Consider the following 24,553-nt stretch of genomic DNA (forward strand, 5'->3'; position numbering starts at 1 on the left):
TTCACAAGGGGGATGGAGTGTATTGTTCAATCAAAAAAGAAAAGATGGTGAAGAACAGCCGTACTGGCCGTTGGGATCTTTCAAGATCCGTTTGCCATTCATACATTATCGTTTGGAAAAGGCTGAACTCATACAAGGCTTAGTACTGTTCACAGCTGGCCTCAGCATGATAGAGATCATGACTTCTTTCATGGGGATATCCTATGAAGCTGCTTTGACCATTACGATATTGAATCAGTTTCTGATGCTTTTGCCGTCATCGATGGGCGTCCCATTCGTGGCAGGCTTCATCACTGCGCTCATTCCATTGATCATAGTGTTTCTTCAAGGATATCCACCCGGGCCGGAAGCGGTACAGGCTGTCATTGCCGTACAGATGGTCCTGGCATTCATTTTCCTGATATTCGGCATCAGTGGAATTGGAGAAAAAGTGGTCAAGAATCTGCCGGCTTCCTTGAAGGCAGGGATACTCATTGGAGCAGGGATTGCAGCAATCATGACTGAGATAGAGCCTGGTGGCAGGCTTTCCGAAACACCCGTTGCAATCACTGTCGGTGCGATATTCTGTCTCTTCATCATGTTTTCGATGTACTTCAGGAGACTGTCGAGAAAAAGTAACTTCATGCGCAAAATTGCCAGCTATGGGATATTGCCTGCGATATTACTTGCTATCGGTGTAGGTGTGGCAGTCGGAGAATATAACTTTCCTGCGATAGAGTGGGGCATCACCCCACTCGCCCTTCAGGAAGTATGGGCGATCAGTCCATTTGTAATCGGTTTCCCGTCACTTGAAATGTTCATCAATGCGATACCGATTGCCATCATGGCATATGTAATTGCCTATGGTGACATTGTTGTAGGGGAGCAGGTCATCAACCGTGCGAAGGAAATGCGGCCCGACGAGAAGATTGAGTACAACTTCAGCATGCTCCATAAGGTCACATTTGCCCGCAACCTGTTGAACTCGCTTTTTGCCCCGCACCCGGGCATGGCGGGACCTATATTCACTGCAGGTACTGCATCTGTGGCAGAACGTTATACGTATGGAAAGAAATCCATGCAGTCGATATTTTCGGGGACGAACTCCATGCTGATTGCGTTCTCTGTAGGAATCATGCTCCTGCCGCTCGTATCGTTCTTCAGGCCATTTTTACCGATTGCTCTGTCTATTACACTTATACTTACAGGTTATCTCTGCATCACGATCGGTATGCAGCAGGTGAAGAAAGAAGCGGAAATGGGCGTGGCAGGTCTTATGGCCATAATATTGGCACTTTACGGCGCTGCTCCTGCACTTGTGGCAGGTATTGTACTTTACTTTGCCATCCAGAAATCAAGACTATTTGAGAAAGATGATGAAGATGTGGCTGAGACTGAACCGGCGGAAGAGCCACCGAAAAAATTGCCGGATGAAGATTATGTCACTGTAGATTAAAAATCAAGGAGGAATTATATATGGAAGATCGTCAATTCAGAAATGCAATGGGAAAATTCGCAACAGGCGTCAACGTCATCGCAACGGAAGTGGAAGGCGAGGTATACGGTATGACGGCGAACGCGTTCATGTCCGTTTCACTTGATCCGAAGCTCATCGTCATCTCCATCGGCAACCATGCGAAGATGCTCGAGCGGATCCGCCAGAGCGGCAAGTTCTCGGTGAACGTCCTGTCCTGCGAGCAGCAGGAGGAGTCCATGAGATTCGCGGGCCAGAAACAATTCGAAGATAAATTCGAATTCGATACGCTGGCTGGTGTGCCGGTCGTATCGGATGCACTGTGCCAACTGTCGTGCGACGTCTACAATGAACATACGGAAGGGGACCATGTCCTCTTCATCGGCAAGGTGAACGACCTGGTGCTCGAAGAGGGTGACCCGCTCATCTTCAACTGCGGCAAGTATCGTCGCCTGGAAGCGCTCGAAGAAGTCACTCAATAGCATCACCGATCCAATACGCTCAAGGCGGAGGCGAGATATATGGAAATCATTCACATAGACGATAATAACCTGGCTGAATGGCAAGAAAATTCACGGAAGAATGTTATGGCACTGGGTTTTTTTGACGGCGTGCATAAAGGTCATCAGCAAGTCATCGGCACTGCAGCAGAAGAAGCCGAAAAAGCGGGTGCCGCACTCGATGTGATGAGCTTCTTCCCGCATCCGAAGACGGTGCTGTCGAACGGCTGGGTGAGGGTCGACTATCTCATGCCCTTGGAGGAGAAGGCCAGGGTGCTGGAGAGTCTCGGCGTCGACCGTTTCTATATCGTGCGGTTTACAAAAAAGTTTGCCTCGCTTTCGCCGGAAGTGTATGTAAAAGAGTACCTGTCGGAATTTGACACAATCCATGCGGTGGCAGGCTATGATTTTTCATATGGCTTCAAAGGCCAGGGTACAATCGATCGATTGTACCGGGACTCCGATCAGCAGATTGGTGTATCCAAAATAGAGAAGGTCGAACATGCCGGCGAGAAGATCAGTTCCACCCGCATTCGGGCAGCCATCCTGGAAGGGAGGGTAGCTGAGCTGCGTCAGATGCTCGGTCGGCGCTACCGGACATGTGCAGAGCTTTCAGATGGCTACCTGTCACTCAAGGAGTACTATCTGCTCCCTCAGGATGGCATATATGATGTAATCATTGAAGCACGCGGCTCCCAGCATCTCACCCAGATCTACGTCGACCGGGAGCACAAAAAAATCATATTCACCAAAAAGTGTCTGATGGATCAGATCAACCAGCATGAAATTGCCATTACATGGGATAGGCGCATCGCTTCATATTCGTTCTATCACATGGTAGCCCAATAGGAGGTAGACATAATGACTGTACAACATGCGCTCGGCAAGGAAATATACGAAGCAGAAAAGACGGGAACCCCAATTGCACCATTTACAGAAAGGTACCCGGATATTACAGTGGATGATGCTTATCAGACTCAACTGGAGTATGTGGAGAAGAGACAGGCTGATGGTGCAGTGGTCAAAGGGAAGAAGATCGGTTTGACGAGTAAAGCCATGCAGGAGATGCTCGGTGTCGATCGGCCGGACTATGGACATATCTTTGATGATATGATCCACGAAGAAGGAAAACCGATTGATACAGGCCGGTACATCAAACCGCGTATTGAATTTGAGATTGCCTTTGTACTCAAGCATGATATAGATGGTGCGACAGTAGAGAGGGAGAATATTGCGGAAGCTGTGGATTATGCAGTGCCGGCTGCAGAAATCATAGACAGCCGTATCCGGGACTGGAAGATCAAATTCGAAGATACAGTTGCAGATAACGGCTCTTCAGCCGGTGCAGTCTTTGGAAAAGAGCAGGTCAAGCTTGAGAACATAGACCTTCCATCCGTCAAAATGGAAGTGTTCAAGAACGGTGAGAAACTTGATGAAGGCTATGGATCCGCAGTACTTGGAGATCCTCTTGAAGCGGTTGTCTGGCTGGCCAGAGCCCTGCATCAGTACGACATTACGCTCAAGGCAGGAGAAGTCGTGCTCGCCGGTGCCCTGACAAAAGCCGTAGATGTCGAAAGTGGCGATACTTTCAAGGCGACTTTTGACGGTTTGGGAGAAGTGGAAGTGGAATTTTCCTGAAAAAACAGGCTATCGAGTTCATCTCGATAGCCTGTTTTTGCGTGATGGCATGGAGTTTCAGTGGGTGATGCAGTGTTTTACTACAGCCTCCAGCAGTTTCGGTGTGATTTCAAAGGCACTCTTCTTGTGGAGCCGTTCGGTGAGCTTGTGCGGATCCTTGCCGAACGGACCGATGTTGATGAGCGGTGCCTGGAGCTTCTGCATGGATTCGAATGGGATGGAGTAGGTTCTATCCCATACCGGAGTATTGGCCTGATACGATTCCCAACCGTCATCATGCTTGTCATAGGTGACGTAGCTCAGGTCGGATATGCCGTTGAAGTAATGGATCTCTTTCGGCTCGATGCCGTAGTTTTCGCCGAGGAAATCATTCGTCAGTGAAGAAAGGCTTCTGACCAGCGGATCTTCCGAAGCATTGACTGCCGGATAGTATGGAGGTGCAAAGAGTGTGACGACGAGCGGTACAAGTTCTTTGCAGTAGGTGATCATGCGGTTGGCGATGTGCATCGATTTTTCCCGGTCATCCAGGTCGTCCCGGCCGATGTAGTCGGAAATGATGTCATCGACCTTTTCCTGGCCGAACTTTTTGACGAGGTATGCATGCAGATCCTGATAGGACATCGTGCGGACCCTGCCGACCGGTGGTATGTTTTCCCGCTGGCAGATTTCTTCATACTGCTTCTGGCACTGGTTCATCGTCTGCTCAACCAGGTAATGGTATTTGCTGAAGATATCTTCGGCATTCTGCTTCATCGTGAATACGTTGTATAGCACAGCAACGTGGTTTGATGTCTGGGCGGAATAGTCTTCCTTCATATCGTAATATTTCAGTGAAACCGGCAGGGGCGTCTTCTCACCGTACTCCTCCTCAGAGAAAATGTCCGTGAATTCCATCTGCTGGTTCAGGAATGATGCCATATAGTGGGCGTTGAGGCCCCGTAATGGTTCACCCACATGTGTTTCCACACCATAGAAGAGGGCCGAGGGCATGATTTTCCCTATGGACCCCGAATAGAAGTAGTAGTTCGGGTCATCAGGATACTGGGTGAAGCTCGGTTCACTGTTGAGGAACAGCGAGTAGTCCAGTCCATTTTCATCGGCGATGGATTCAAGGCGATCCACAGCGGCACGCATGCCGGCGGAGTCCACTTCCTCATCGGGTACGGTCATGAGCAGGAGGTTGATCGGCCAGTCCTCTGCAGCAGCCTTCTCGATCAGATGCATGTGCAGTGCGATTCCCATCTTCATGTCCATTGTGCCGCGGCCGTATAAGTATTCACCAGAGAGGGCGTCCCATTTATTATCCGGTGAAAAGTCATCCGCAATTTCCTTGAAGCGGTTGCCGAGTTCACGTGGCGTGAACGCAAGGTGGCTCTTGGAGCCGAACTCCTTTGTATGTACAGTATCGAAATGACTCATCAGCACAATTGTCTTTTTGGCGTCATCATGCCTGTAGAGGGCAGTGAGCGCATTCCGCTCCCTGCCGGCATCGTGCAATGCGATATGGTCTGGATGCGCCTTATAGTAGTCGAGTTTCGCCAGTTCATCTTTCAGTTTGAAGGGGAAGTGGCGTTCCCCTTCAGTGCCTGTCCGGCTGTCCCATGAGACCAGCTGGCATATCAGATCTTCGAGCTGCTGCTGTGTGTTCCAGAACATCGATGGTCCTCCCTTATTGATCAGGATCTCTATCTATACTTGACTTTTCCGGTGTCTCTCGAGGAAACGCTCCATGCGGCGCATCCCCTCTTCCAGATTCTCCATGGAACTGGCGTACGAAATTCTTATATGGTTTCTGCCTTCTTTGGAAAATGTAGATCCAGGCACAACGGCGACATGCTCTTCCGCCAGAAGCCTTTCAGCAAATGTGAGGTCATCGAGTCCAGTTCTCTCTACACTCGGGAAGATATAGAAAGCACCGGTGGGTGTCTCGCATTCCAATCCCATATCGTTCAACTTCTTATGAATGAAGTCCCTGCGTTTGATATATCTCTCGTTCATTTCTCCCGGAAAGCTTCTCGTGTTGTCGAGGGCTTCGATTGCAGCATGCTGGCTGGGGAGGGAAGCGCAGATGGAGTTGTTCAGATGGACTCTGAGCACATACTTCATGAAGTCCGCCGGCCCAAGCACAAAACCGAGACGCCATCCCGTCATGGCATGGGATTTCGACAGGCCATGAATAATGAAGAGTCGGCCACGCAGAGCATCGAAGGCACCAAAGGAGACATGTTTTCCAGTGAAAGTATTTTCACTGTATATTTCATCGGATATGACGAATATGCTCTCCTGTGCAAGCATGGTTGTGATGTCCGCTGTTTCCTCGTGTGAAAGGGAGACGCCTGTCGGGTTTGATGGATGATTGAATATTATAGCCTTCGTGCGTTCTGTAATCAATTTTTGGATTTCAGATGCCTCGGGCTTGAAATTCGTACCGGAAATGTCCAGGTGGACAGGTACACCACCATTCAATCTGATCAATGCCTCATAGCCGGAATATGAGGGGGAGGGGAGTATGACTTCGTCCCCATGCTCGAGGATCGTCCTCAGCACGGAATCCAATCCTTCACTGGCTCCGTTGGTAACAATGATTTCATCTTCAGCTGTATATTTGAAGCCGTATGTTTCCATGAAAAAGTTTGAAACGCTGCTTCTCAGCTGTGGCAGCCCTGCATTATGGGAATATCCTGTTCTATTCTCACGTATGGCAGCCATGCCGGCTTCCTTGATGTTTTCTGGTGTCGGAAAATCCGGTTGTCCAATGGTGAGGTTCACCCCATCCTCATATTCAGCCACTCTATTGGCGAATACCCGGATGCCGGGGACTTCGAGTGTTTCTGCTATCGGGTTCATCTTCAGCATGCAAGCCCTCCTTTATTATTCAACTGCATATAGCGCTAATTATAGTTTTATAAAGATGTGAACGCAACCTCTGCATACATTTGAATATAATTTATAATAATACATTAATATTAATAAATATTGACGAATTATAATTATTGTTATAATATTTTGTATAAATTATGCAAAAAACGTATTTTAATAAGGAGAGGGAAATGATGAAGAAATTTTCAGGACTGGTTGCTGCATTGGGTGTATCGTTCGTGTTGACTGCATGTGGAGGATCGGGTGAAGAAGGTGAGTCGTCAGGCGAGTCATCCGGCAGTGCCGAGAACACTGAGACGGTGACGCTGCAGTTGGGTCATGCGTTGTCACCGGGAACACCTGCTGCCGACAAGATTGATGAAATGGCGGAGACGGTGGCAGAAGAGACGGAAGGGCGCGTGGAATTCGATATCTACCCGGACAGCCAGCTGGGGTCCGAAACGGAAATGCTTGAACAGATCCAGGTGGGTTCCATGCAGGCCGGAGCCATCATGATCGGTTCCATGCAGACGCTTGATATGAAGATGGCCATCGAAGATCTTCCATATATGTGGAAGGACGTCGAGCATGCACGTGAAGCATATAAGGGTGAATTCGGCGAACAGCTCGCAGATATCATCTCCGAACAAGGGCTGACCCAGATCGGATATCTTGAGTGGGGGCCAAGGCATGTCACCAATAATGAAAAGCCGATTGTCGAACCGGAAGACCTTGAAGGTGTGAATATCCGTGTAGCGGAAACGGCACTCAGGGTTGATGCATTCGAACAGGTGGGCGCACTGCCGACTGTCATGGCTTTCAGTGAAGTATACGGTGCCCTTCAGCAGGGTGCGCTAGATGCACAGGAGAATCCGCTGTCAGTCATCAATGCAGCAAAGTTCTATGAAGTCCAGGACTATCTCTCATTGACGGGCCACTTCTACAACACTGTAATGATGGTGGTTGAAACGGATACGTGGGATCAGATTTCAGAAGAGGACCAGCAGCTCATCCGGGAAGAGGCTTCCAGCATTTCAGAAGAGGTTGCCGAAATGAATGACACGATGGAAGAGGAATACCTCACTGAGCTGGAAGAGAATGGCATGCAGATCAATGATGATGTCAATACCGAAGCATTCAGGGAAGCGATGCTCCCGGTTTATGACCAGTGGGAAGAGGAAGTCTTCGGCGAAGAACTTATGAATGTATACAGAGAAGCATCCGGATGGGAAGAATAGGGATCCATCCGACAAAGGGGCGTAAATGAAATGGGACTTACAAGGATTCTTGTCAAAGTACTGACATGGATGTGCATCATTACAATCACATTACTTACATTCATCGTCCTGCTCCAGGTCATCACCAGGTTCTTCGACTATTCGATGCCGGGTACAGAGGAGTTGTCCAGACTGTTCATCGTCTGGCTGACCTTCCTCGGAAGCAGCCTGGCCATCTATGAGAAGATGCACCTGGCGGTGAACTATTTCGTCAATAAGTTCAAGAAAAGGCAGCGCAAGGTGCTTTACGTCCTGGTCAACGTACTGATCATAATATTCTATGCGGTGTTGACATACTACGGATTCATGTTGTCGATGAGTGCGATGTCGCAGACGACCTCGACATTGCAGATGCCGGTAGGCATTTCCTATCTGGCGATTCCGGTAAGCGGACTCTTTTCAATCTACTTCATCGCAATCAACCTGACGGGCTCTGCGACTGAAGAGGAAGGGGGGACGGCATCATGATGATCGTACTCATACTGCTCATATTCTTTGCGCTCCTTTTCATCGGCATGCCCCTTGAAATCGTCATCCAGAGGATGTTTGCAGGCGTCGACAGTTTCTCCTATCTTGCCCTGCCGCTATTTATACTGGCAGGCAACATCATGGGCAAAGGTGGATTGACCAGGCGGCTGATGGCACTATCCAGTGCAATCGTCGGACGGTTCACAGGCGGGACGGCCATCACCACCGTCGTGACGACGGCGCTGTTCGGCGCAGTATCCGGATCCACTGTAGCAACGACCTATGCGGTCGGTTCAGTGCTTGTGCCACGGCTTCAGGAAGAGAAGTACAGCAACTCCTTCATCGCAAGCATCATCGGTCCTGCAGGTGTGCTGGGACTCATCATTCCGCCAAGCATCACGATGGTTATCCTGGGCATTACGGCCAACATTTCAATCGGTGACCTGTTTATAGCGGGCGTCATCCCAGGCATATTGCTGACGGTGACCCTGTCTGTATATGTCGCTGTCATCGCCAGGAAGAAGGGGTATGGGGAGATTTCGGTCGAAACACCGAAGGGCAAGGAGTTCTGGATGATCGCATGGCGGGCATTCTTTCCGCTGCTCACACCGATATTCATCCTCGGGAGCATCTTCAGCGGCTTTGCCACAGCGACGGAAGCGGCTGTCATAGCGGTTGCCTATGGTTTCATCCTTGCTCTTGTATACAGGGAACTCAACTTCGGGACATACAGGGAAATCATGGTATCCTCCGCCGTCACATCTGCGACGATCCTCATCATCATCTCGGCAGCCAATGCATTTACATATGTATTGACGGCGAATCGGATACCCGTCATGATCTCTAACTTCTTTCTGGAATATGCGACATCTCCATGGATGTTCCTGATCATCGTGTCGATCATCCTGCTGATTCTCGGAACTTTGACGGAAGTGACATCACTGATTGTCCTCTTGAGTCCGATATTCATGCCGATTGCCACCCAGTATGGCATTGACCCGGTGCATTTCGGAATGGTGCTGATCATGAACTTTGCACTCGCGAACATTACGCCGCCTGTCGGACTGTCGCTGATTGCAGGGTGTAGCATCACGGACAGGAAGATGGGAATAGAGGAGACGCTGCCCTATATCCTCCATGTATTGGCCATCGTGGGCGTGATGGTGGCAATCATCATCTTCTTCCCGCCACTTTCAACATTCCTGCCCGGACTATTCGAGTAGAGGAGGCAAACCATGATACTGAAACCAAAAGCTGCAGAACACTTCACGGATCTACATGGTGGAAGCGGCAGCGTGGCCATATCCAGGCATCTGGGCCCGCATGACGTGAACGGGCTTGACCTCTTCGCGAAAGTGGTGGTCGAAAAGGGCGGCAGCATCGGCTATCACCAGCATCTGAAAGATTCGGAAGGCTATTATATACTGAGCGGTGCGGCAGAATTCATCGATGCGGATGGTACACACAAATCTGTTGTTCCTGGCGACCTCTGCCTGATTACCAGGGGCCAATCCCATGGCATTGTCAACACGGGCGAAGGGGCTCTCGAATTCCTTGCGGTAGTATTCTAAGGAGACGAAAATAAGAACCGGCACACTGCCATGCTTCATGCAGTGTGCCGGTTTTCTTCATATTACATTGGATTATTGTGCCATGAATGACTTGATGAAGTCGCCATGTTCGATATTGTCTGTGAGACCCTGGAATTTTTCCTTTCCTGGACCATAGGCGTAGACGTTGACGTCTTCACCAGTATGTCCTCCTGTCGTCCAGCCGGTGAAGGTACGCTTGTCGACGGCCCCTTTGATGATGCCTTCGATTTCCCCATAGCGGTCGGCTGTCGGAAGGAGCAGGGCTTCTTCCAGCGCACCGATTTCCTCTGATGTGAATGCCCAGTCGATGTATGCTTCCAGTGTACCTTTGATATCTTCAGTTTCGAGTATTTCTTCGGTGATGAATTCAGGTGTGCGGTGCATTTCATGAAGTGGTTCTGCATTCCAGTTGTATTCGCCATCCAGTCCGAGGGAGAATCCACCTGTATTATGGTCTGCCGTAGCAACGACGAGTGTTTCACCATCCTGTTCGGCAAAGTCTATTGCTGCGGCGAATGCCGCTTCAAAATCTTCCATTTCGCTCATGGCACCAGCTATGTCATTGGCGTGGCCGGCCCAGTCGATCTGGCTGCCTTCAACCATCAGGAAGAAACCTTCTTCATCCTGACTCAAAGTATCAATCGCTGTCTGTGTCATGTTCTCAAGGGAAGGCGTCTCTTCTGTACGATCCCATTTCTTGGGCAGGCCGCCTTCTGAGAACAGGCCAAGCAGCTGGTTGTTCTGTGACTGCTGCATTTCCTGGGCATTGCTGACGAAGTCATAGCCTTCATTCTGGAATTCTTCAATCAGATTGCGGTCTTCACGGTCGAAGTATTCGATGCCGCCGCCAAGCAGGACATCCACTTTCATCTGATCATTTATTCTTTCGTCAAAATAATCATCAGCGATCTCGGCGTGATTGTGCCTGGATTCGTCATGGGCGCCGAAGCTTGCCGGTGTCGCATGTGTGATTTCACTTGTTGCGACGAGTCCTGTGGACTTGTCTGACGCTTTGGCGACCTCGAGTGCAGTTTCAAGCTCATTCAGCTCGTGGTCGACCGCAATGGCATTGTTGTATGTTTTGGAGCCTGTAGCCATTGCTGTGGCAGAAGCGGCAGAATCTGTGATGTTTTCCTCTTCGTCATGTGGATGTGTCTTCTGCTGTCCGACAAGATGATGGTCGAATTCGGTATCGGCCATATCTTCGGAAAATCCGCCATTCTTATAGTATCTGTAGGCGGTGTTGTATGTAACACCCATTCCGTCACCAATCAGATATATTACATTCTTTGGAGTATCCGAGCCCTGATCCGCACCTTGGGAACCGGAACCTCCACCAGCAGCTGTAGCCGGATTGGAACCGAAGACAGATGCCAGAACAAATAAAGTGAGCAGTGAAGCAATAAACCATTTTTTCATAAGTGAATATCTCCTTCTTTTCATGATGTTTTAATCATAGCAACCGGATATTAATTCCGGTTTAAGAATATTAATTATATGTAAACGGCAACTAAAGATTGAATTAACAATCCAGAAAAATTCTGGAAAGCTGTGTTATATTTAGTATAAAGTCAAGGAGGGGTTTCATGTCATCTGTTGAACAGCTGTATACTGCTTATGCTGCAAATGAACCATTGGAATTGGGGGTGCTTGAGATCGAATCGAAGGAGGCCGCCTACGATGTACAGAGGGGTGTGCTGAAATTGAAGGAGGAGAATGGGGAAGTGCTCACAGGCTATAAGATCAGTCTGACTAGCCGGGAGACACAGGATCTTTTCCACAGCGATTCTCCGCTATACGGAGCGATGACAGACCGCACGGTTAAGAAGGAGATCAACCTTAACGACTACAATATTCCACTTCTTGAAATGGAACTGGTCTTTTTGGTCGATGAAGAAATATTGCCTGAAGATGATGAGGCAGCCATCATGCAGAAGTGCAGGGTGGCTCCAGGAGCCGAAGTTCCGGACGGCCGGTATAAGGATTGGTTTCCTAATACTTCATTGACGGAGATCATCGCCGATGGGGCAGTGAACGGCGCAGTGGTATATGGAGAGCCGTCACATTATGATTATAAAGCGATTGAAGATATCAAAGGCACGCTGTTCCATGAAGGGACAGCAATCAAGGAGGGACGGTCAACGGAAGTCCTGGGCCATCCTGCCAGTGCGGTGAAATGGCTCGCCGGCACCCTTGCAGCCCAAGGGGAAAAATTGAGCCCCGGGCTCTTCATCTCTTCGGGCACCTTCAACCTGCCTCTGCCGCTGAAGACGGGCACATACAGGGTGGAGTATGAAAATGTCGGAAGTGTCGATTTCAGAGTCGTACAGCAATAAATGGATCATTGCATAAAAAAGAAGCATGTGAGATCTGCTCACATGCTTCTTTTGCGTCCTATAGCCTTACGACCCAGCCGAATGGGTCTTCCGCACGACCGTATTGGATATCCGTCAAGTTCTCATAGAGTTCCTGGGAAATCGGGCCGACCTGGTTGTCATTGACGATATGGTCGACACCATGGATATTGAGCTTGCCGACAGGGGAGATGACGACTGCTGTTCCTGCACCGAATACTTCCGTGATTCTGCCGCTGTGCAGATCATTGGCAAGATCATCGATGTGGATCTTCTCTTCCCTTACGGTATATCCTTTATACTTGGCAAGTTCGATGATGGATTTGCGTGTGATGCCAGGGAGGATGGAACCGTTAAGTTTAGGTGTGACAAGTTCCCCATCACGTACGAAGAAGATGTTCATGCTGCCGACTTCTTCAACATACTTCTGATCGACACCATCGAGCCAGAGTACCTGTTCATATCCCAGTTCATTGGCCTTCTTCTGCGCAAGCAGGCTGGCTGCATAGTTGCCGCTGACTTTGGCGGAACCGACGCCGCCGCGTACGGAACGGACGAAATCGTCTTCCACGTAGATGCTGGTCGGATCGGCCTGTCCGCCGTAGTAGCTCGCTACAGGGGAAAGGATGATGCTGAACTGGTACGTTTCAGATGGCCGGACCCCAAGGAATGGTTCATCCGCGAATACGAAAGGCCTCACATATAGTGATTGACCCGGACCACCCGGCACCCAGTCACGTTCGACCTTCAGCAGTTCGTAGAGTGCATTCAGTGCATTTTCCTCATTGATCTCCGGCATGGACAGGCGGGCAAGGGACTGGTTCATCCGTTTGAAGTTCTCGTCCGGTCTGAAGAGCAGTACCTCATCTCCATTCTTATATGCCTTCAGTCCTTCGAATACGGACTGGCCATAGTGGATGGCCTGGCAGCTCGGCGAGATTTCAAGGTTCTGGTAGGGAACGATGGAAGGCTGTGACCAGCCGTGTTCCGGTGTATATCTGTTTGTGAACATATAATCTGTAAAGACTGTTCCGAATTTTACTGTGGAAACATCCGGTTTTTCCTTCAATTGATTTGCCCGTTCTATCTGTAATGTCTGTGCCATAATAATTCCTCCTTAATTGTTAACCGATATGCGTGGGTTCAGCAACGCTTCTTGCTTTCTGTCTGTATACAGCTCTCGCATAGAGTGCTGTTGTTGCGATGACCGGAATCATCCCTAGAACGAGCGAAACTTCATAGCTCATGTTCAGTGTTTCCGGTGCGTAGAAGAAGTATGTTCCGACTACGCCAGTCATGAAAATTGCAGGAAGTCCTGCAACGAAGTGCAATTTCTCTTCCTTGATCAGGTAGGCTGCTGCTACCCATAGCATCGTTGCTGATACCATCTGGTTTGTGAATCCCAAGTACCTCCATAAGAAGGAATAGTCGATTGTAGCAAGCAGGAACGAAGGAATTGCAACGCAGGCTGTCATGATGAGAAGTTTTGGCCTGTTTGCGACTTTAACGAATTTTCCTGTTGCTTCTGTCAGGATCATTCTGGATGAACGGAGTGCTGTGTCACCGGTTGTGATCGGCAGTACGATGGCGCCCATGAATGCCAGGAATGCCCCGGCGGTGCCAAGGTACCCGATTGAGATGGAATCGATGACCCCGGCAGGGCCACCGTTCGCCAGTGCTGCTCCAAGGCCGTTTGTACCACCGAAGAAAGTCATTCCGGCAGTGGCCCAGATGAGGGCGATGATGCCTTCTGCAATCATGGCCCCGAAGAAGACTTTGCGTCCTTCGGATTCCTTCCTCACAGTACGTGCGATGATCGGGCTCTGAGTGGAGTGGAAGCCGGAAATGGCGCCGCATGAGATGGTGACCATAAGCAGTGGCCATACAGGCAGTCCCTCAGGGTGTGCCGTGGATAAAGTAAGATTCGGTATCTGGGCTCCCGACAGGAGAAGTCCCCCAAATACCGCAACTGCCATGATGATGAGTATGGCACCGAAAATCGGGTATATCTTCCCGATGATCTTGTTGATCGGCAGCATTGCTGCAAGTAGAAAATACGCAAAAATAAGTACAAGTGCGACAAAGAATGGAATAACTCCACCTGTTTTGATTGATATCAGTTCAGCTGGTCCAGCGGTGAAGGCTGCTGTAACCAGAATCATGAGTGCCAATGAAACTACATAGATGAAGAGCTTGACGCTCTTTCCCAGGTATTTCTCAACAAGTGCAGGAAACTGTGAGCCGTTGTTGCGGATGCTCAGCATTCCTGAAAAATAATCGTGTACTGCGCCAGCAAAGATACAGCCGACTACGATCCAAATGAGTGCGACGGGTCCATAAAGTGCACCCGCCACTGCGCCGAACACAGGGCCGAGCCCTGCGATGTTAAGTAACTGTACCAGCCAGCCTTTGATCGGGTGCATTGGAATATAGTCGACACCGTCGCCGCTTTTGTAAGCCGGCGTCTCGTTACTATCATCGATGACAAAAATCCTCTCAATAATCTTTCCATACACCATATAACCGAGTATGAGTAGTAGGATTGAGAAAGTGAGTGTCAACATATCGAATGCCTCCCTGCATTTAAAAATTGTATACATCTTATCAATTTTCGAGACATAAATCAATATGTTTTCTGATAATTTCGATTTCATTTTCATTACAAAATATTCATATAATGATAAATCACTGTAATCATTCGTTTTGTGCTATCATATACGAACATTAATAATGTAAAAGAGGTATATCCAAATGGGCATTTCAAGGAAAAAGGTGCATGAAGAGATTGCAGATTTGATTATGGAAGATATTAGGAAAGGCATATTGACCCCTGGTGACAAGCTCCCCTCGATCAGCAGTATGGCCGAATCCCATCAAGTATCTTCGGCTTCGGTCCGGGAAGCACTCAATACGCTCAGGGTAATGGATGTCATTGAAGTAAAACACGGACAGGGGTCCTATGTAAAGGAAAGGATGCCGCTCGGCTTTGAATATGAATTCGAAATCATCACGAGAAAGGATATCGAAAACCTCCTGGGCCTCAGAAAAATCATTGAAGTGGGATGTGCTGAACTGGCATGTACCCATGCAGATGAAAATGATCTGGTGAAGCTTTATGGGGCTCTGGAGAAGATGCAGACGGCAGTCATGAACAATGAGCTCGGGGAACAGGCGGATTATGAATTCCATATTTCAATCGCAGAGTCCACAGGCAACCAGATGCTTGTGGACCTGCTGGATGATGTTTCGGAAAAAATGCTGGAGACGATGAAGGAGACAAGAAGGATCTGGCTTTATGAAGAGAAGAAATCCATCAGAAGAATTCATGAGGAACATAAGGCAATATACGAAGCAATCAGAAAGAAAGATATTGAAGGAGCAAAGGAAGCCATGCTCACACATCTCAATGGTGTGGAGTCGGTATTATTGGAACATCATAAGTAGGGGAGGCCGTAAGGTCTCTTTTTTTTTGAAAAAAGTTTGACATTTGGAAATCGTTTTCATAGAATTAGCAAATAGACACATGGTCATCTGATGACTAGATGATTATAATCGAACATGGGAGATGGGGTTATTTATGCTGATTCTGTTAAGCCTTTTACCGATATTATCTATTTTCTTCTTTCTCGTCGTTTTGAGATGGTCCGCCAAAAAGGGGATGCTCTACAGCTTCATCATTACCGTGCTCATCGCTTACTTCGGGTGGCAGATGGGAGTGGTCAGCATTTCAGCCGCAGCATTGAAAGGGGTCATGACTGCGCTTGAAGTCGGTGTCATCGTATTTGGTGCGGTACTGCTGCTTAATGTGTTGAAGGAAAGTGGTGCCGTGGACACCATCCGCTCCTCATTCACGAGCATTTCACCGGACAGGAGGGTGCAGGCGATCATTGTAGCCTGGCTCTTCGGAACTTTTCTTGAAGGGGCTGCAGGATGGGGCGCACCGGCGACGATCGTCGGACCGCTTCTGATTGCCCTCGGCTTTCCCGCACTTGCTGCGGTAATGATTGCACTGATGCTCCAATCCACTCCGGTTTCATACGGTGCGGTGGGAACGCCGATCCTTGTCGGGGTGAATACAAGCCTTGAGAACCAGCCGGTGGTGGACAGCTACCTGGGAGGAACGGGTCAGGAAATGTCGCGCTTCATCTTTGATGTGGGCGGCCAGGTCTCGATATTCCATGCCCTCGTCGGATTATTCATTCCACTGCTCATGTCGGCCATGCTGACAAAATTCTTCGGCAGGAACAGAAGCTTCAGGGAAGGTTTCGCCGTATGGCCGTTTGCCATCTTCGCAGGTCTGGCCTTCGTCATTCCGTTTACACTTGTAGCCAATTTCCTGGGACCTGAGTTCCCGTCGCTGCTCGGTGGACTCGTCGGCATGGCGATCGTCATCCCTCTGGCGAAGAAAGGCTTCCTCATGCCGAAGCAGACATTCGACTTCGAGCCTCGGGAAACATGGCAGAAATCCTGGTTCAGTGATATTTCTGCAGAAATGGGGCCGGCCAAAGAGATTTCGATGGTCAAAGCCTGGCTGCCTTATGTTCTGGTCGCAATCCTGCTCGTCGTCACACGTGTGGAGGCATTGGGGCTGAAGCCGCTTGTTTCAGGATGGGTGGTCGCCTTTGAAGATATTTTTGGAACCGGAATCAATCATAGCTTCACCCCGTTCATGATCCCCGGGGTAGTCTTCATCGTAGTGGCGGTATTTACGGGTTGGCTGCACAAGGTCGATGGAAAGGGGATGGCCAATGCGTTCAGGCTGTCAGGCAGGACGATACTTGCTGCGATGGCTGCATTGATCGTTTCCGTCCCCCTTGTACAGGTATTCATCAATTCAGGCATCAATGATGCAGGTTTCGATTCGATGCCGCTCGTACTCGCTCAGGGCGCCGCAAACCTGTTCGGTGACAGCTGGCCGTTGATTTCTCCAGCAATCGGGGCAATGGGTGCCTTTGCCGCCGGCAGCAACACGGTCAGCAACATGATGTTCGGTCTCTTCCAGTTCGGAGTGGCCGACGAGATTGGAGCAAACCCGCTCTATATCGTTGCACTACAAGCGGTTGGAGGTGCGGCTGGGAACATGATATGTGTGCATAATGTCGTGGCAGCCAGTGCAGCTGCCGGCCTTATCGGCAAAGAGGGTACACTGATTTCCCGTCTTCTCATCCCGACAACATTCTATCTTGTGCTTGCAGGTGCTGTCGGGTATGTATGGGTGAACGGTCTTGGATTGAATATAGGGCTCTTCCTCATCATCGCCATATTGATAACCATATTCACGATGATTTTACGTGCCCAGAAGCGGACAGAGACAAATTAGAAGATAATTATCATTAAAATAAATCAATTAAATTGGAAAGGTGGCTGTAAAATGGATAACACAGAGCCGAAAAGAATCATTTTGATCGGTGCGGGTATTTTGAGCAGTACTTTTGGTTCATTTTTGAAGAATATAGAGCCGGATTGGAATATTAAGCTTTTTGAAAGGTTGGATCAACCGGCAATAGAAAGCTCGAACGAAAGGAATAATGCAGGGACAGGCCATGCTGCGTTATGTGAACTGAATTATACAGTTGAACAGGAAGACGGATCGATAGACATTGAAAAGGCAAAGGAAATAAATGAGCAATTTGAAGTTTCCAAGCAATTCTGGTCCTACCTGGTCAAAAATGAAAAGATACAGAATCCAGAGGAATTCATCCGTCCGTTACCGCACATCAGTTTTGTACAGGGTGCGGATAATGTGAATTTCCTGAGGAAAAGATACGAGGCTTTATCCCCATTACCGATGTTTGAAGGCATGGAGTATACAGAAGACCTCAATGAAATGGAAAAATGGATTCCACTGATGACCAAAGGGCGTACATCAGAAGAGCCTGTTGCTGCGAGTAAGATGGACACGGGAACGGATGTCAATTTCGGGGAACTCACACGAAAGATGATGAAAAGCATCAGTGAACATGACAATGCAGAAGTGCATTACAATCATGAGGTGCTCGATTTCGAAAGGAGAAGAGATGGTAAATGGGGCGTCAAGGTCCGTAATCTTGAAACGGATAAAGTTGAATACCATGTAGCAGATTATCTCTTCATTGGTGCTGGAGGCAATGCCATACCGATGCTGCAGAAGACAAAAATCCCTGAGAGCAGAAACCTCGGCGGCTTCCCGATAAGCGGTGCATTTCTGGTGTGTACGAACCCGGAAATAGTAAAGCAGCACGGAGCCAAAGTTTATGGGAAGGAGCCGCCAAATACACCTCCGATGACCGTGCCGCATTTGGATCGGCGGTATATCCAAGGTGATCAGAGTCTATTGTTCGGTCCCTTTGCGGCCATAGGGCCTAAATTCCTGAAGAATGGGTCTAATCTGGACCTTTTCAGATCCATTAATCCGAGCAACCTACTGACCATGCTGTCTGCAGGCATCAAGAACGTTCCGCTCGTAAAGTATTCCATTCAGCAGGTCATGATGGATAAGGCGGACCGGATGAAAGAACTGAGGAAGTTCGTGCCTGAAGCAAAAGACGAGGATTGGGATCTGATCATAGCTGGAAAACGTGTGCAGGTGATCAAAGATACTGAAGAGTATGGGAAAGGGTTCATTCAATTTGGAACCGAAGTGGTCCATTCCGAAGATAATTCCGTCATGGCCATGCTGGGGGAATCCCCAGGCGCTTCTACATCCGTATCCGTTGCGCTCGAGGTTTTCGAAAGGAACTTCCCGCAGTATATGGATAAATGGGAGCCGAAGATTAAGGAAATGATTCCTTCATACGGCCACTCGTTGATAGAAGACAGCGGCCTATTGAAGGAAATAAGGGAGCAGACTGCCCAGGGCCTTGATTTGGAATAGAAGTGAAACTACCCGTTGGTATACCTGTGCTGATTTTAACAACCTATATAATGGTAGAAGATGAATAAAAAGGCTTTGCTTTGGCAAAGCCTTTTTATATATACTTGAGCTCAGAACAGACGATATTGCGGTGCTGCATTTCTTTATATCGCAAAATGCCTTATGGAGGATCGATGAGATGGCGGAAAAACATAAGCATACCAATGGGGTAAGATGGGGGCAGGCAGCCGTATTCTCTTCAGCCATACTGTTGTTCATAGCTGTGCTCATATTTCTGCCCGACACAGTTTCCTGGCCGGCCAGGAGTACAATCGCCATCATGGTGTTCGGTCTTGTGCTATGGGCATTTGCACCCATCCCAATCGAACTGACCTCAATCGTCATCATCGTCCTGCTCATCGTGATGAAGCCTGTCGAGATGGATATAATCCTGAGCGGTTTCGCCTCTCCGGCCGTCTTCCTCATCATCGGCGGCATGATGATGGCAGTAGGGGTGAACCAGACGCTGCTCGTAAAGCGGATGACCTACTTTCTGCTCTCACTCATGGGAAAGTCGGCCAAGGGCATCTATATCGGCTTCTTCATCCTGATGCAGGTGCAGGCCTTCTTCATTCCCGCCACGGCTGTCCGGGCCTCCCTGATGCTTCCGATATTGAGCAATATTATAGAGGAGACCGGCGTGGACGAAAGGTCCAACTTCAATAAGCTGATGTATATCGGTGCCGCTTTCGGAGGGAATGTCAGTGGCGCGGTGGTGCTTACAGCGGCAATAGGGAACATTCTGGCGGTTGAAATACTCAGGCTGTATGAAGGTGTGTCGATATCCTATCTTCAATGGTTCATATATGCTGCACCAATGTGGTTGCTGCTCGTCCTGGCGACGATGTACATCGTATGGAAATGCTATCCACCGGAATCATACTCATTCGACAAACTTCAAGTTGAAATGAAAAGCAAATATGAAGAGCTGGGCACTCTGTCGATTGATGAAAAGAAATGTATCGGAATACTGGTGCTCACGATACTGATCTGGTTCACCGAGTCCTGGCACGGATATCATCCGACATTCGGGGCACTGCTTGCGGTCATATTGATGGCGCTGCCGGTGACGGGGTTTGCCGCCTGGAAACGTATGCTCGACATCAACTTCGGGATGGTGCTGCTGATCGGGGCTACACTCTCCTTGGGATATTCATTGATAGAGTCCGGAGCCATCGACCTTTTGGAAGTGCTGGTATCACCACAATTTGTTCTCGATGTCTTCAGCAATCCATGGCTAGCCATCCCCATCACCATCATCGTGTCCCAGATCTATCATTTGGGGGTCACCAATGTATCCACGGCCGTCATCACCCTCATGCCTGTTCTGATCAGCCTCTCCGTACAGTCTGGTGTGGATCCGGTAGTCATCGTCCTTGCTTCAGCTATCTCAATGCTGCTTGGATTTCTTCTCATAGTGGAAACAATGCCGAATGTTGTGGTGCACAGTACAGGCAGGGTCAGCCAGAAGGATTTTCTATGGCCGGGCCTGTGGCTGACGCTTGCGAGCATCGCAATCATGATCGTCATCGCGTATACTTATTGGAGATGGATCGGTTTCTGGCCATAATCCAACATAGACAAACAGGAGGAAATTATGAAGAAGATAAAACTTGCTGTAGTGCCGGGTGACGGCATTGGAACAGAAGTCGTCCCGCACGCACTGAAGGTTTTGGATACCATTGCAGAACTGCATGGTGGGCTGTCGTTTGAATATGAACATTTCGACTATGGATGTGACTATTATCTGGAGCATGGTGCCATGATGGCTGAAGATGGGCTGGAGCGGCTCGGGCAGTCGGACAGTGTCTTTCTGGGAGCCGTCGGCGACATTTCAAAAGTGCCGGACCATATTTCCCTATGGGGGCTGCTGCTCAAGATCAGACGGGAGTTTGAACTTGAAATCAATGTACGTCCCGCAAAAGTATTTGAAGGCATCCGGTCCCCCTTGCTGAATCCAAAGGACTTCGACCTTGTAGTCGTGCGTGAGAACAGTGAAGGCGAATACAGTTCCGTCGGCGGGCGGATGTACCAGGGTGAAAATGAAATCGCCATACAGAACAATGTCTTCTCGAGACGTGCGACAAAACAGGCGATGGAGCATGCGTTCGAGCTTGCGAAATCGAGACGTCAGCATGTGACCAGTGCAACGAAATCCAATGGGATCTTCCACTCCATGCCATTCTGGGATGAAGTCTTCAAGGAGACGGCACAAAAGCATAGGGGCATTGAAACCGCCTCCCAGCACATTGATGCGTTGGCTGCGACATTCGTCACGCATCCAGAGCGCTACGATGTCATCGTTGCGAGCAACCTGTTCGGCGATGTGCTGACCGACATCGGTGCTGCAATCATGGGGAGCATCGGTATCGCGCCATCTGCGAACCTCAATCTGAACGGGAAGCATCCATCCATGTTTGAACCTGTACATGGGTCGGCACCTGATATTGTAGGCAAAGGCATTGCCAACCCGATCGGACAGCTCTGGACAGCCAAGATGCTGCTTGATCATCATGGTGAGGGGGAGATGGGGACCCTCCTGCTCGACACGATGGAGCGTGTAACGGCAGACGGCTTCCTGACACCCGATGTCGGCGGCGACAAGAAGACAGGAGAAGTCACTGAAGAGCTGATCAGAAGGCTGAGGGAAAAATAATGATGAAGGGGTGACTGTCATGGTCGCCCTTTTTATTTTCAACCAAATTGTGGCCCGGTTTTACTTGTGGTAATATTCAGATTAATGAACGGCAGTTTTGTAGGCCGCTTTCATAATAGCGGAAGAGGGGATATGACATGAGTGAAAAAGTGGAACTGAAAGCAATTCTTAAAGATTGGCGTCTGCACGTGGTTGTGCTGGTCATCGTAATGTTTACTGAACTGATCGGACAGATCTCGATACCTGTAGGTCCGGGAGCCATACTGTTGCTGCCGATGCTGTATGCCCTGGTCATAGGCTTCGGGCTTTATTTCACACCTGTCGTTTCAAAAAAGCAGTCGAAGAATGCCGAACCACTCATAGTGATGGGAGTGGGTGTTCTGATAGCAAAAATCGGTGTGGTCATCGGCCCACAGATACAGGAGCTGCTTGCGGTCGGCCCGGCGCTCCTTCTGCAGGAGCTCGGCAATCTGGGGACCATATTGCTGGCACTGCCTGTAGCGATATGGCTTGGAATGAAGCGTGAGAGCGTGGGGATGGCCCACTCGATCGGCAGGGAGCCGAATGTGGGTCTGATCATGGACAGGTATGGTTTCAACTCCCCGGAGGGCAGAGGGGTCATGACGATGTATATTTTCGGTACCGTCTTCGGTGCGATATTCCTTGGACTCATCGCCGGGTTGCTGGCTACACTGACGCCGATACATCCGTTATCCTTTGCTCTCGCTTCAGGAGTCGGAAGCGGCAGTATGATGGCAGCTGGAAGCGGGACGCTCATCGCAGCCTATCCCGATCTTGAATCTCAAATCATTGCGTTGGCGGGGGCCAGCAACCTGATTTCACTGGCAACGGGACTTTATGTCAGCATGTTCATCGGATTGCCGTTAGCAAATAAAATCTATGCCCTAATGAATAAAAATGAAGCCGGAGGAGAATAGAGGGATGAAGAAAATAATAGACTGGACACTGATACTTCTGATATTTGCCGGTGTGACCTTAGTCGGAAACATGATAGGCTACGACATCTATTCATGGGCGGCTGTCCCGGGTATCCTCGTCCTCATCGCCATAGCATTGATTGGCATGATCATGGAAGAATATATACCTGTCAATATACCGGCGGTCGGTTACATCGCCCTGATCGGAATCCTTGTATCCGTCCCCTGGTTTCCTGGCTCGGATTATGTGGTGCAGTGGACGAGTCAAGTGGAATTGCTTGCCATTACCACACCGATCCTGGCATACGCAGGTATATCAATCGGTCGGAACTGGACGGACTTCAAGGATATGGGGTGGCGCTCCCTTGTCGTTGCTATCCTGGTATTCATCGGCACATTCCTCGGTTCGGCTCTGATTGCAGAAGTGGTGCTCAGGATACAGGGAATCATCTAGAAAAATGATGGCCGGAATCAAAAAAGCCTGCTCATTTAAAGAGCAGGCTTTTTGGTTTGCTTCTATAGTTCTACAGTCTTAGGTTCCGCATCCTCATCGTTCATGATCCGTACCGTTTCGATGTCGATCTTTATCGCCTGGAGGTCGTCCTCGCCTTTCAACTTCTGATAGAGGTTGCCGAGCTTGGCGAGCATTTCGTCGACATCAGGGGTCACTTCTTCAGGCAGGCTGGCCTTACCGAGGATTTCGACATAACTCTCACCCTTGTCCTCCCTTTCTTCATATCCAAGAAGAATGTGGGCATATGGGTTTTCCTCCAGATCGTCGATCTTGTACGTATCTTTCCTCGTGTACGTATAGAGCGTCAGGCCATCGTTATAGAAGTACATGTAACGGCTCATCGGCTTGTTGTCGCGGATTGTTGCCATCGTACCGATATTATTATTGTCCAGAATTTCTTTCAATGTATTTTTGAATTCTTCCCTGTTCATGAAATTCCCTCCTATTTGATAACTGTATTCCTTCTACCCCGTTCTACGGGAAGTTAATCCGAGTAGGGGTTGAAAAGGGGGCTGAATGTCTGGCGCAGATGGCTGTACCATTTCTTGACGAAGGGTTTCTGATTATCCTTGCGCATGCTGACATACATGGGATGTTTGATGTTGAGATGGTTGAGGCTGTGGACGGTGAACTTCGGATAACTGTATGTGAGCTGCTTGGCCTCTTCATGGGTGAGTATCGCCACATGTGCATGCTCGATCAGGAGATGCTGGATGATGGTCATGTCCTGATATATCCCGATGTTCTGCCTTTTGAACATCTGGCTGATGTCGAATACAGGCTGGAATGTTATGAGGGGGAACTCCTCGAGTTCATTCAGGGAAGCCTGGACCGGCAGTTGTATCCTGTTGCTTTCACGGAATACATAATGATAGTTCTGTTCGAAGAGCAAAGCACTCTGTATGAGCGGATCTTCAGATCTTTGGGCCGATATGACGATATCGAGTGTTTCGTCCATGAGCCTGTCTTCAATGACCGATTCATCCAGTGTATGGATGTTGAACTCGATGTCCGTCTCCTGCCTCAGGAATTGGTTCAGGGACTGGAGCACTTTGGATGTCATGTCGGAACGGGTGAGGTGGATGTTCAGCGTATGTCTTTTCTGGATGACTTCCTCATTGAGCTTCTCCCTCGATTTCTCCACCGATTCGATGATGGTCAATGCATCTTCGAAAAAAATTTTCCCTTCATCCGTCAATTTTATGTTGCGGCCGACCCTTTTGAACAGTTTGACCCCGAGGTCTTCCTCAAGCAGGCCGATCTGCCGTGAAAGTGCCGACTGCGCGACGTTCAGGGACAGGGCGGCTTCTGTCATATGCTCCTGTCTGGCGGTCTCGATGAAGTATTTCAGTTGTTTGATCTCCATACTTTTCACCATCAATCTAATTCTGATATTAATATTATATCATTGA

The 24,553-nt window shown here is 49.1% G+C and carries 23 protein-coding genes; 16 read left to right on the top strand and 7 right to left on the bottom strand.

Going from position 1 to position 24,553, the window contains the following annotated elements; genetic code table 11:
- Positions 1 to 22: 22 nt before the first annotated feature.
- The 4 genes from LLU09_RS08460 to LLU09_RS08475 are packed head-to-tail and all read left to right on the top strand — an operon-like array spanning position 23 to position 3,591.
- Entirely contained in the window at positions 23 to 1,435 is a 1,413-nt protein-coding gene (locus tag LLU09_RS08460; protein ID WP_040106065.1) for a solute carrier family 23 protein, read from the top strand.
- 20 nt (positions 1,436 to 1,455) lie between these two features.
- Complete coding sequence (locus tag LLU09_RS08465; protein WP_040106064.1) at positions 1,456 to 1,935, top strand: flavin reductase family protein; 480 nt, start codon at positions 1,456 to 1,458, stop codon at positions 1,933 to 1,935.
- Positions 1,936 to 1,974: 39 nt separating this feature from the next.
- On the top strand, positions 1,975 to 2,802 hold the full coding sequence (locus LLU09_RS08470; protein WP_228311360.1) for an FAD synthetase family protein: 828 nt from the start codon (positions 1,975 to 1,977) through the stop codon (positions 2,800 to 2,802).
- Positions 2,803 to 2,814: 12 nt separating this feature from the next.
- A complete protein-coding gene (locus tag LLU09_RS08475; RefSeq protein WP_228311361.1) occupies positions 2,815 to 3,591 on the top strand; it encodes a 2-keto-4-pentenoate hydratase in 777 nt (258 codons plus the stop codon).
- Between the two features lie 57 nt (positions 3,592 to 3,648).
- On the opposite strand, the gene LLU09_RS08480 is transcribed toward LLU09_RS08475, so the two are convergent.
- Together LLU09_RS08480 and LLU09_RS08485 are read right to left on the bottom strand one after the other, a co-directional pair.
- On the bottom strand, positions 3,649 to 5,247 hold the full coding sequence (locus tag LLU09_RS08480) for a M20/M25/M40 family metallo-hydrolase (protein ID WP_228311362.1): 1,599 nt from the start codon (positions 5,245 to 5,247) through the stop codon (positions 3,649 to 3,651).
- Between the two features lie 33 nt (positions 5,248 to 5,280).
- A complete protein-coding gene (locus LLU09_RS08485) occupies positions 5,281 to 6,447 on the bottom strand; it encodes an aminotransferase class I/II-fold pyridoxal phosphate-dependent enzyme (RefSeq protein WP_228311363.1) in 1,167 nt (388 codons plus the stop codon).
- Between the two features lie 197 nt (positions 6,448 to 6,644).
- Between LLU09_RS08485 and LLU09_RS08490 the strand changes: the two genes are divergently transcribed.
- The 4 genes from LLU09_RS08490 to LLU09_RS08505 are packed head-to-tail and all read left to right on the top strand — an operon-like array spanning position 6,645 to position 9,766.
- Positions 6,645 to 7,688: a DctP family TRAP transporter solute-binding subunit gene (locus tag LLU09_RS08490; RefSeq protein WP_228311364.1), complete on the top strand. Its 1,044-nt coding sequence runs from the start codon at positions 6,645 to 6,647 to the stop codon at positions 7,686 to 7,688.
- 30 nt (positions 7,689 to 7,718) lie between these two features.
- A complete protein-coding gene (locus LLU09_RS08495) occupies positions 7,719 to 8,195 on the top strand; it encodes a TRAP transporter small permease (protein WP_228311365.1) in 477 nt (158 codons plus the stop codon).
- Entirely contained in the window at positions 8,192 to 9,418 is a 1,227-nt protein-coding gene (locus LLU09_RS08500; protein ID WP_228311366.1) for a TRAP transporter large permease, read from the top strand. Before LLU09_RS08495 ends, LLU09_RS08500 begins: the two co-directional genes overlap by 4 nt.
- Positions 9,419 to 9,430: 12 nt before the next feature.
- Entirely contained in the window at positions 9,431 to 9,766 is a 336-nt protein-coding gene (locus LLU09_RS08505) for a cupin domain-containing protein (RefSeq protein WP_228311367.1), read from the top strand.
- Between the two features lie 72 nt (positions 9,767 to 9,838).
- Here the strand turns inward: LLU09_RS08505 and LLU09_RS08510 are convergent, their stop codons facing one another.
- Positions 9,839 to 11,206, bottom strand: coding sequence for an alkaline phosphatase (locus LLU09_RS08510; RefSeq protein WP_228311368.1), 1,368 nt, complete (start codon positions 11,204 to 11,206; stop codon positions 9,839 to 9,841).
- A gap of 167 nt (positions 11,207 to 11,373) precedes the next feature.
- On the opposite strand from LLU09_RS08510, the gene LLU09_RS08515 reads away from it, so the two are divergent.
- Positions 11,374 to 12,123 (top strand): 2-keto-4-pentenoate hydratase, encoded by a 750-nt coding sequence (locus tag LLU09_RS08515; RefSeq protein WP_228311369.1) that lies wholly within the window; start codon positions 11,374 to 11,376, stop codon positions 12,121 to 12,123.
- Positions 12,124 to 12,181: 58 nt separating this feature from the next.
- Here LLU09_RS08515 and LLU09_RS08520 read toward each other — a convergent pair whose 3' ends face one another.
- Together LLU09_RS08520 and LLU09_RS08525 are read right to left on the bottom strand one after the other, a co-directional pair.
- Complete coding sequence (locus tag LLU09_RS08520; RefSeq protein WP_228311370.1) at positions 12,182 to 13,246, bottom strand: branched-chain amino acid aminotransferase; 1,065 nt, start codon at positions 13,244 to 13,246, stop codon at positions 12,182 to 12,184.
- A 19-nt stretch (positions 13,247 to 13,265) separates the two neighbouring features.
- A complete protein-coding gene (locus tag LLU09_RS08525) occupies positions 13,266 to 14,705 on the bottom strand; it encodes a carbon starvation CstA family protein (RefSeq protein WP_094906311.1) in 1,440 nt (479 codons plus the stop codon).
- 187 nt (positions 14,706 to 14,892) lie between these two features.
- Here LLU09_RS08525 and LLU09_RS08530 point away from each other — a divergent pair, with 187 nt between their 5' ends.
- The 7 genes from LLU09_RS08530 to LLU09_RS08560 all read left to right on the top strand — a co-directional run bounded on the left by LLU09_RS08530 (position 14,893) and on the right by LLU09_RS08560 (position 23,081).
- Entirely contained in the window at positions 14,893 to 15,585 is a 693-nt protein-coding gene (locus LLU09_RS08530) for a FadR/GntR family transcriptional regulator (protein ID WP_228311371.1), read from the top strand.
- A 133-nt stretch (positions 15,586 to 15,718) separates the two neighbouring features.
- A complete protein-coding gene (locus LLU09_RS08535; protein ID WP_228311372.1) occupies positions 15,719 to 17,461 on the top strand; it encodes an L-lactate permease in 1,743 nt (580 codons plus the stop codon).
- A 51-nt stretch (positions 17,462 to 17,512) separates the two neighbouring features.
- On the top strand, positions 17,513 to 18,994 hold the full coding sequence (gene mqo / locus LLU09_RS08540; RefSeq protein ID WP_228311373.1) for a malate dehydrogenase (quinone): 1,482 nt from the start codon (positions 17,513 to 17,515) through the stop codon (positions 18,992 to 18,994).
- Positions 18,995 to 19,172: 178 nt separating this feature from the next.
- On the top strand, positions 19,173 to 20,603 hold the full coding sequence (locus LLU09_RS08545) for an SLC13 family permease (protein WP_228311374.1): 1,431 nt from the start codon (positions 19,173 to 19,175) through the stop codon (positions 20,601 to 20,603).
- 27 nt (positions 20,604 to 20,630) lie between these two features.
- Positions 20,631 to 21,689, top strand: coding sequence for a tartrate dehydrogenase (locus LLU09_RS08550; protein ID WP_228311375.1), 1,059 nt, complete (start codon positions 20,631 to 20,633; stop codon positions 21,687 to 21,689).
- A gap of 137 nt (positions 21,690 to 21,826) precedes the next feature.
- Entirely contained in the window at positions 21,827 to 22,627 is an 801-nt protein-coding gene (locus tag LLU09_RS08555) for a DUF3100 domain-containing protein (RefSeq protein ID WP_040106046.1), read from the top strand.
- Between the two features lie 4 nt (positions 22,628 to 22,631).
- Positions 22,632 to 23,081 (top strand): hypothetical protein, encoded by a 450-nt coding sequence (locus LLU09_RS08560; RefSeq protein ID WP_040106045.1) that lies wholly within the window; start codon positions 22,632 to 22,634, stop codon positions 23,079 to 23,081.
- A 62-nt stretch (positions 23,082 to 23,143) separates the two neighbouring features.
- Here the strand turns inward: LLU09_RS08560 and LLU09_RS08565 are convergent, their stop codons facing one another.
- Complete coding sequence (locus LLU09_RS08565) at positions 23,144 to 23,572, bottom strand: pyridoxamine 5'-phosphate oxidase family protein (RefSeq protein WP_124010744.1); 429 nt, start codon at positions 23,570 to 23,572, stop codon at positions 23,144 to 23,146.
- A 53-nt stretch (positions 23,573 to 23,625) separates the two neighbouring features.
- Positions 23,626 to 24,507, bottom strand: a complete 882-nt coding sequence (locus LLU09_RS08570; protein ID WP_228311376.1) for a LysR family transcriptional regulator — start codon at positions 24,505 to 24,507, stop codon at positions 23,626 to 23,628.
- Between the last annotated feature and the right edge of the window lie 46 nt (positions 24,508 to 24,553).

The organism is Salinicoccus sp. RF5, from assembly GCF_020786625.1.
In the GTDB taxonomy this organism is placed as follows: domain Bacteria; phylum Bacillota; class Bacilli; order Staphylococcales; family Salinicoccaceae; genus Salinicoccus.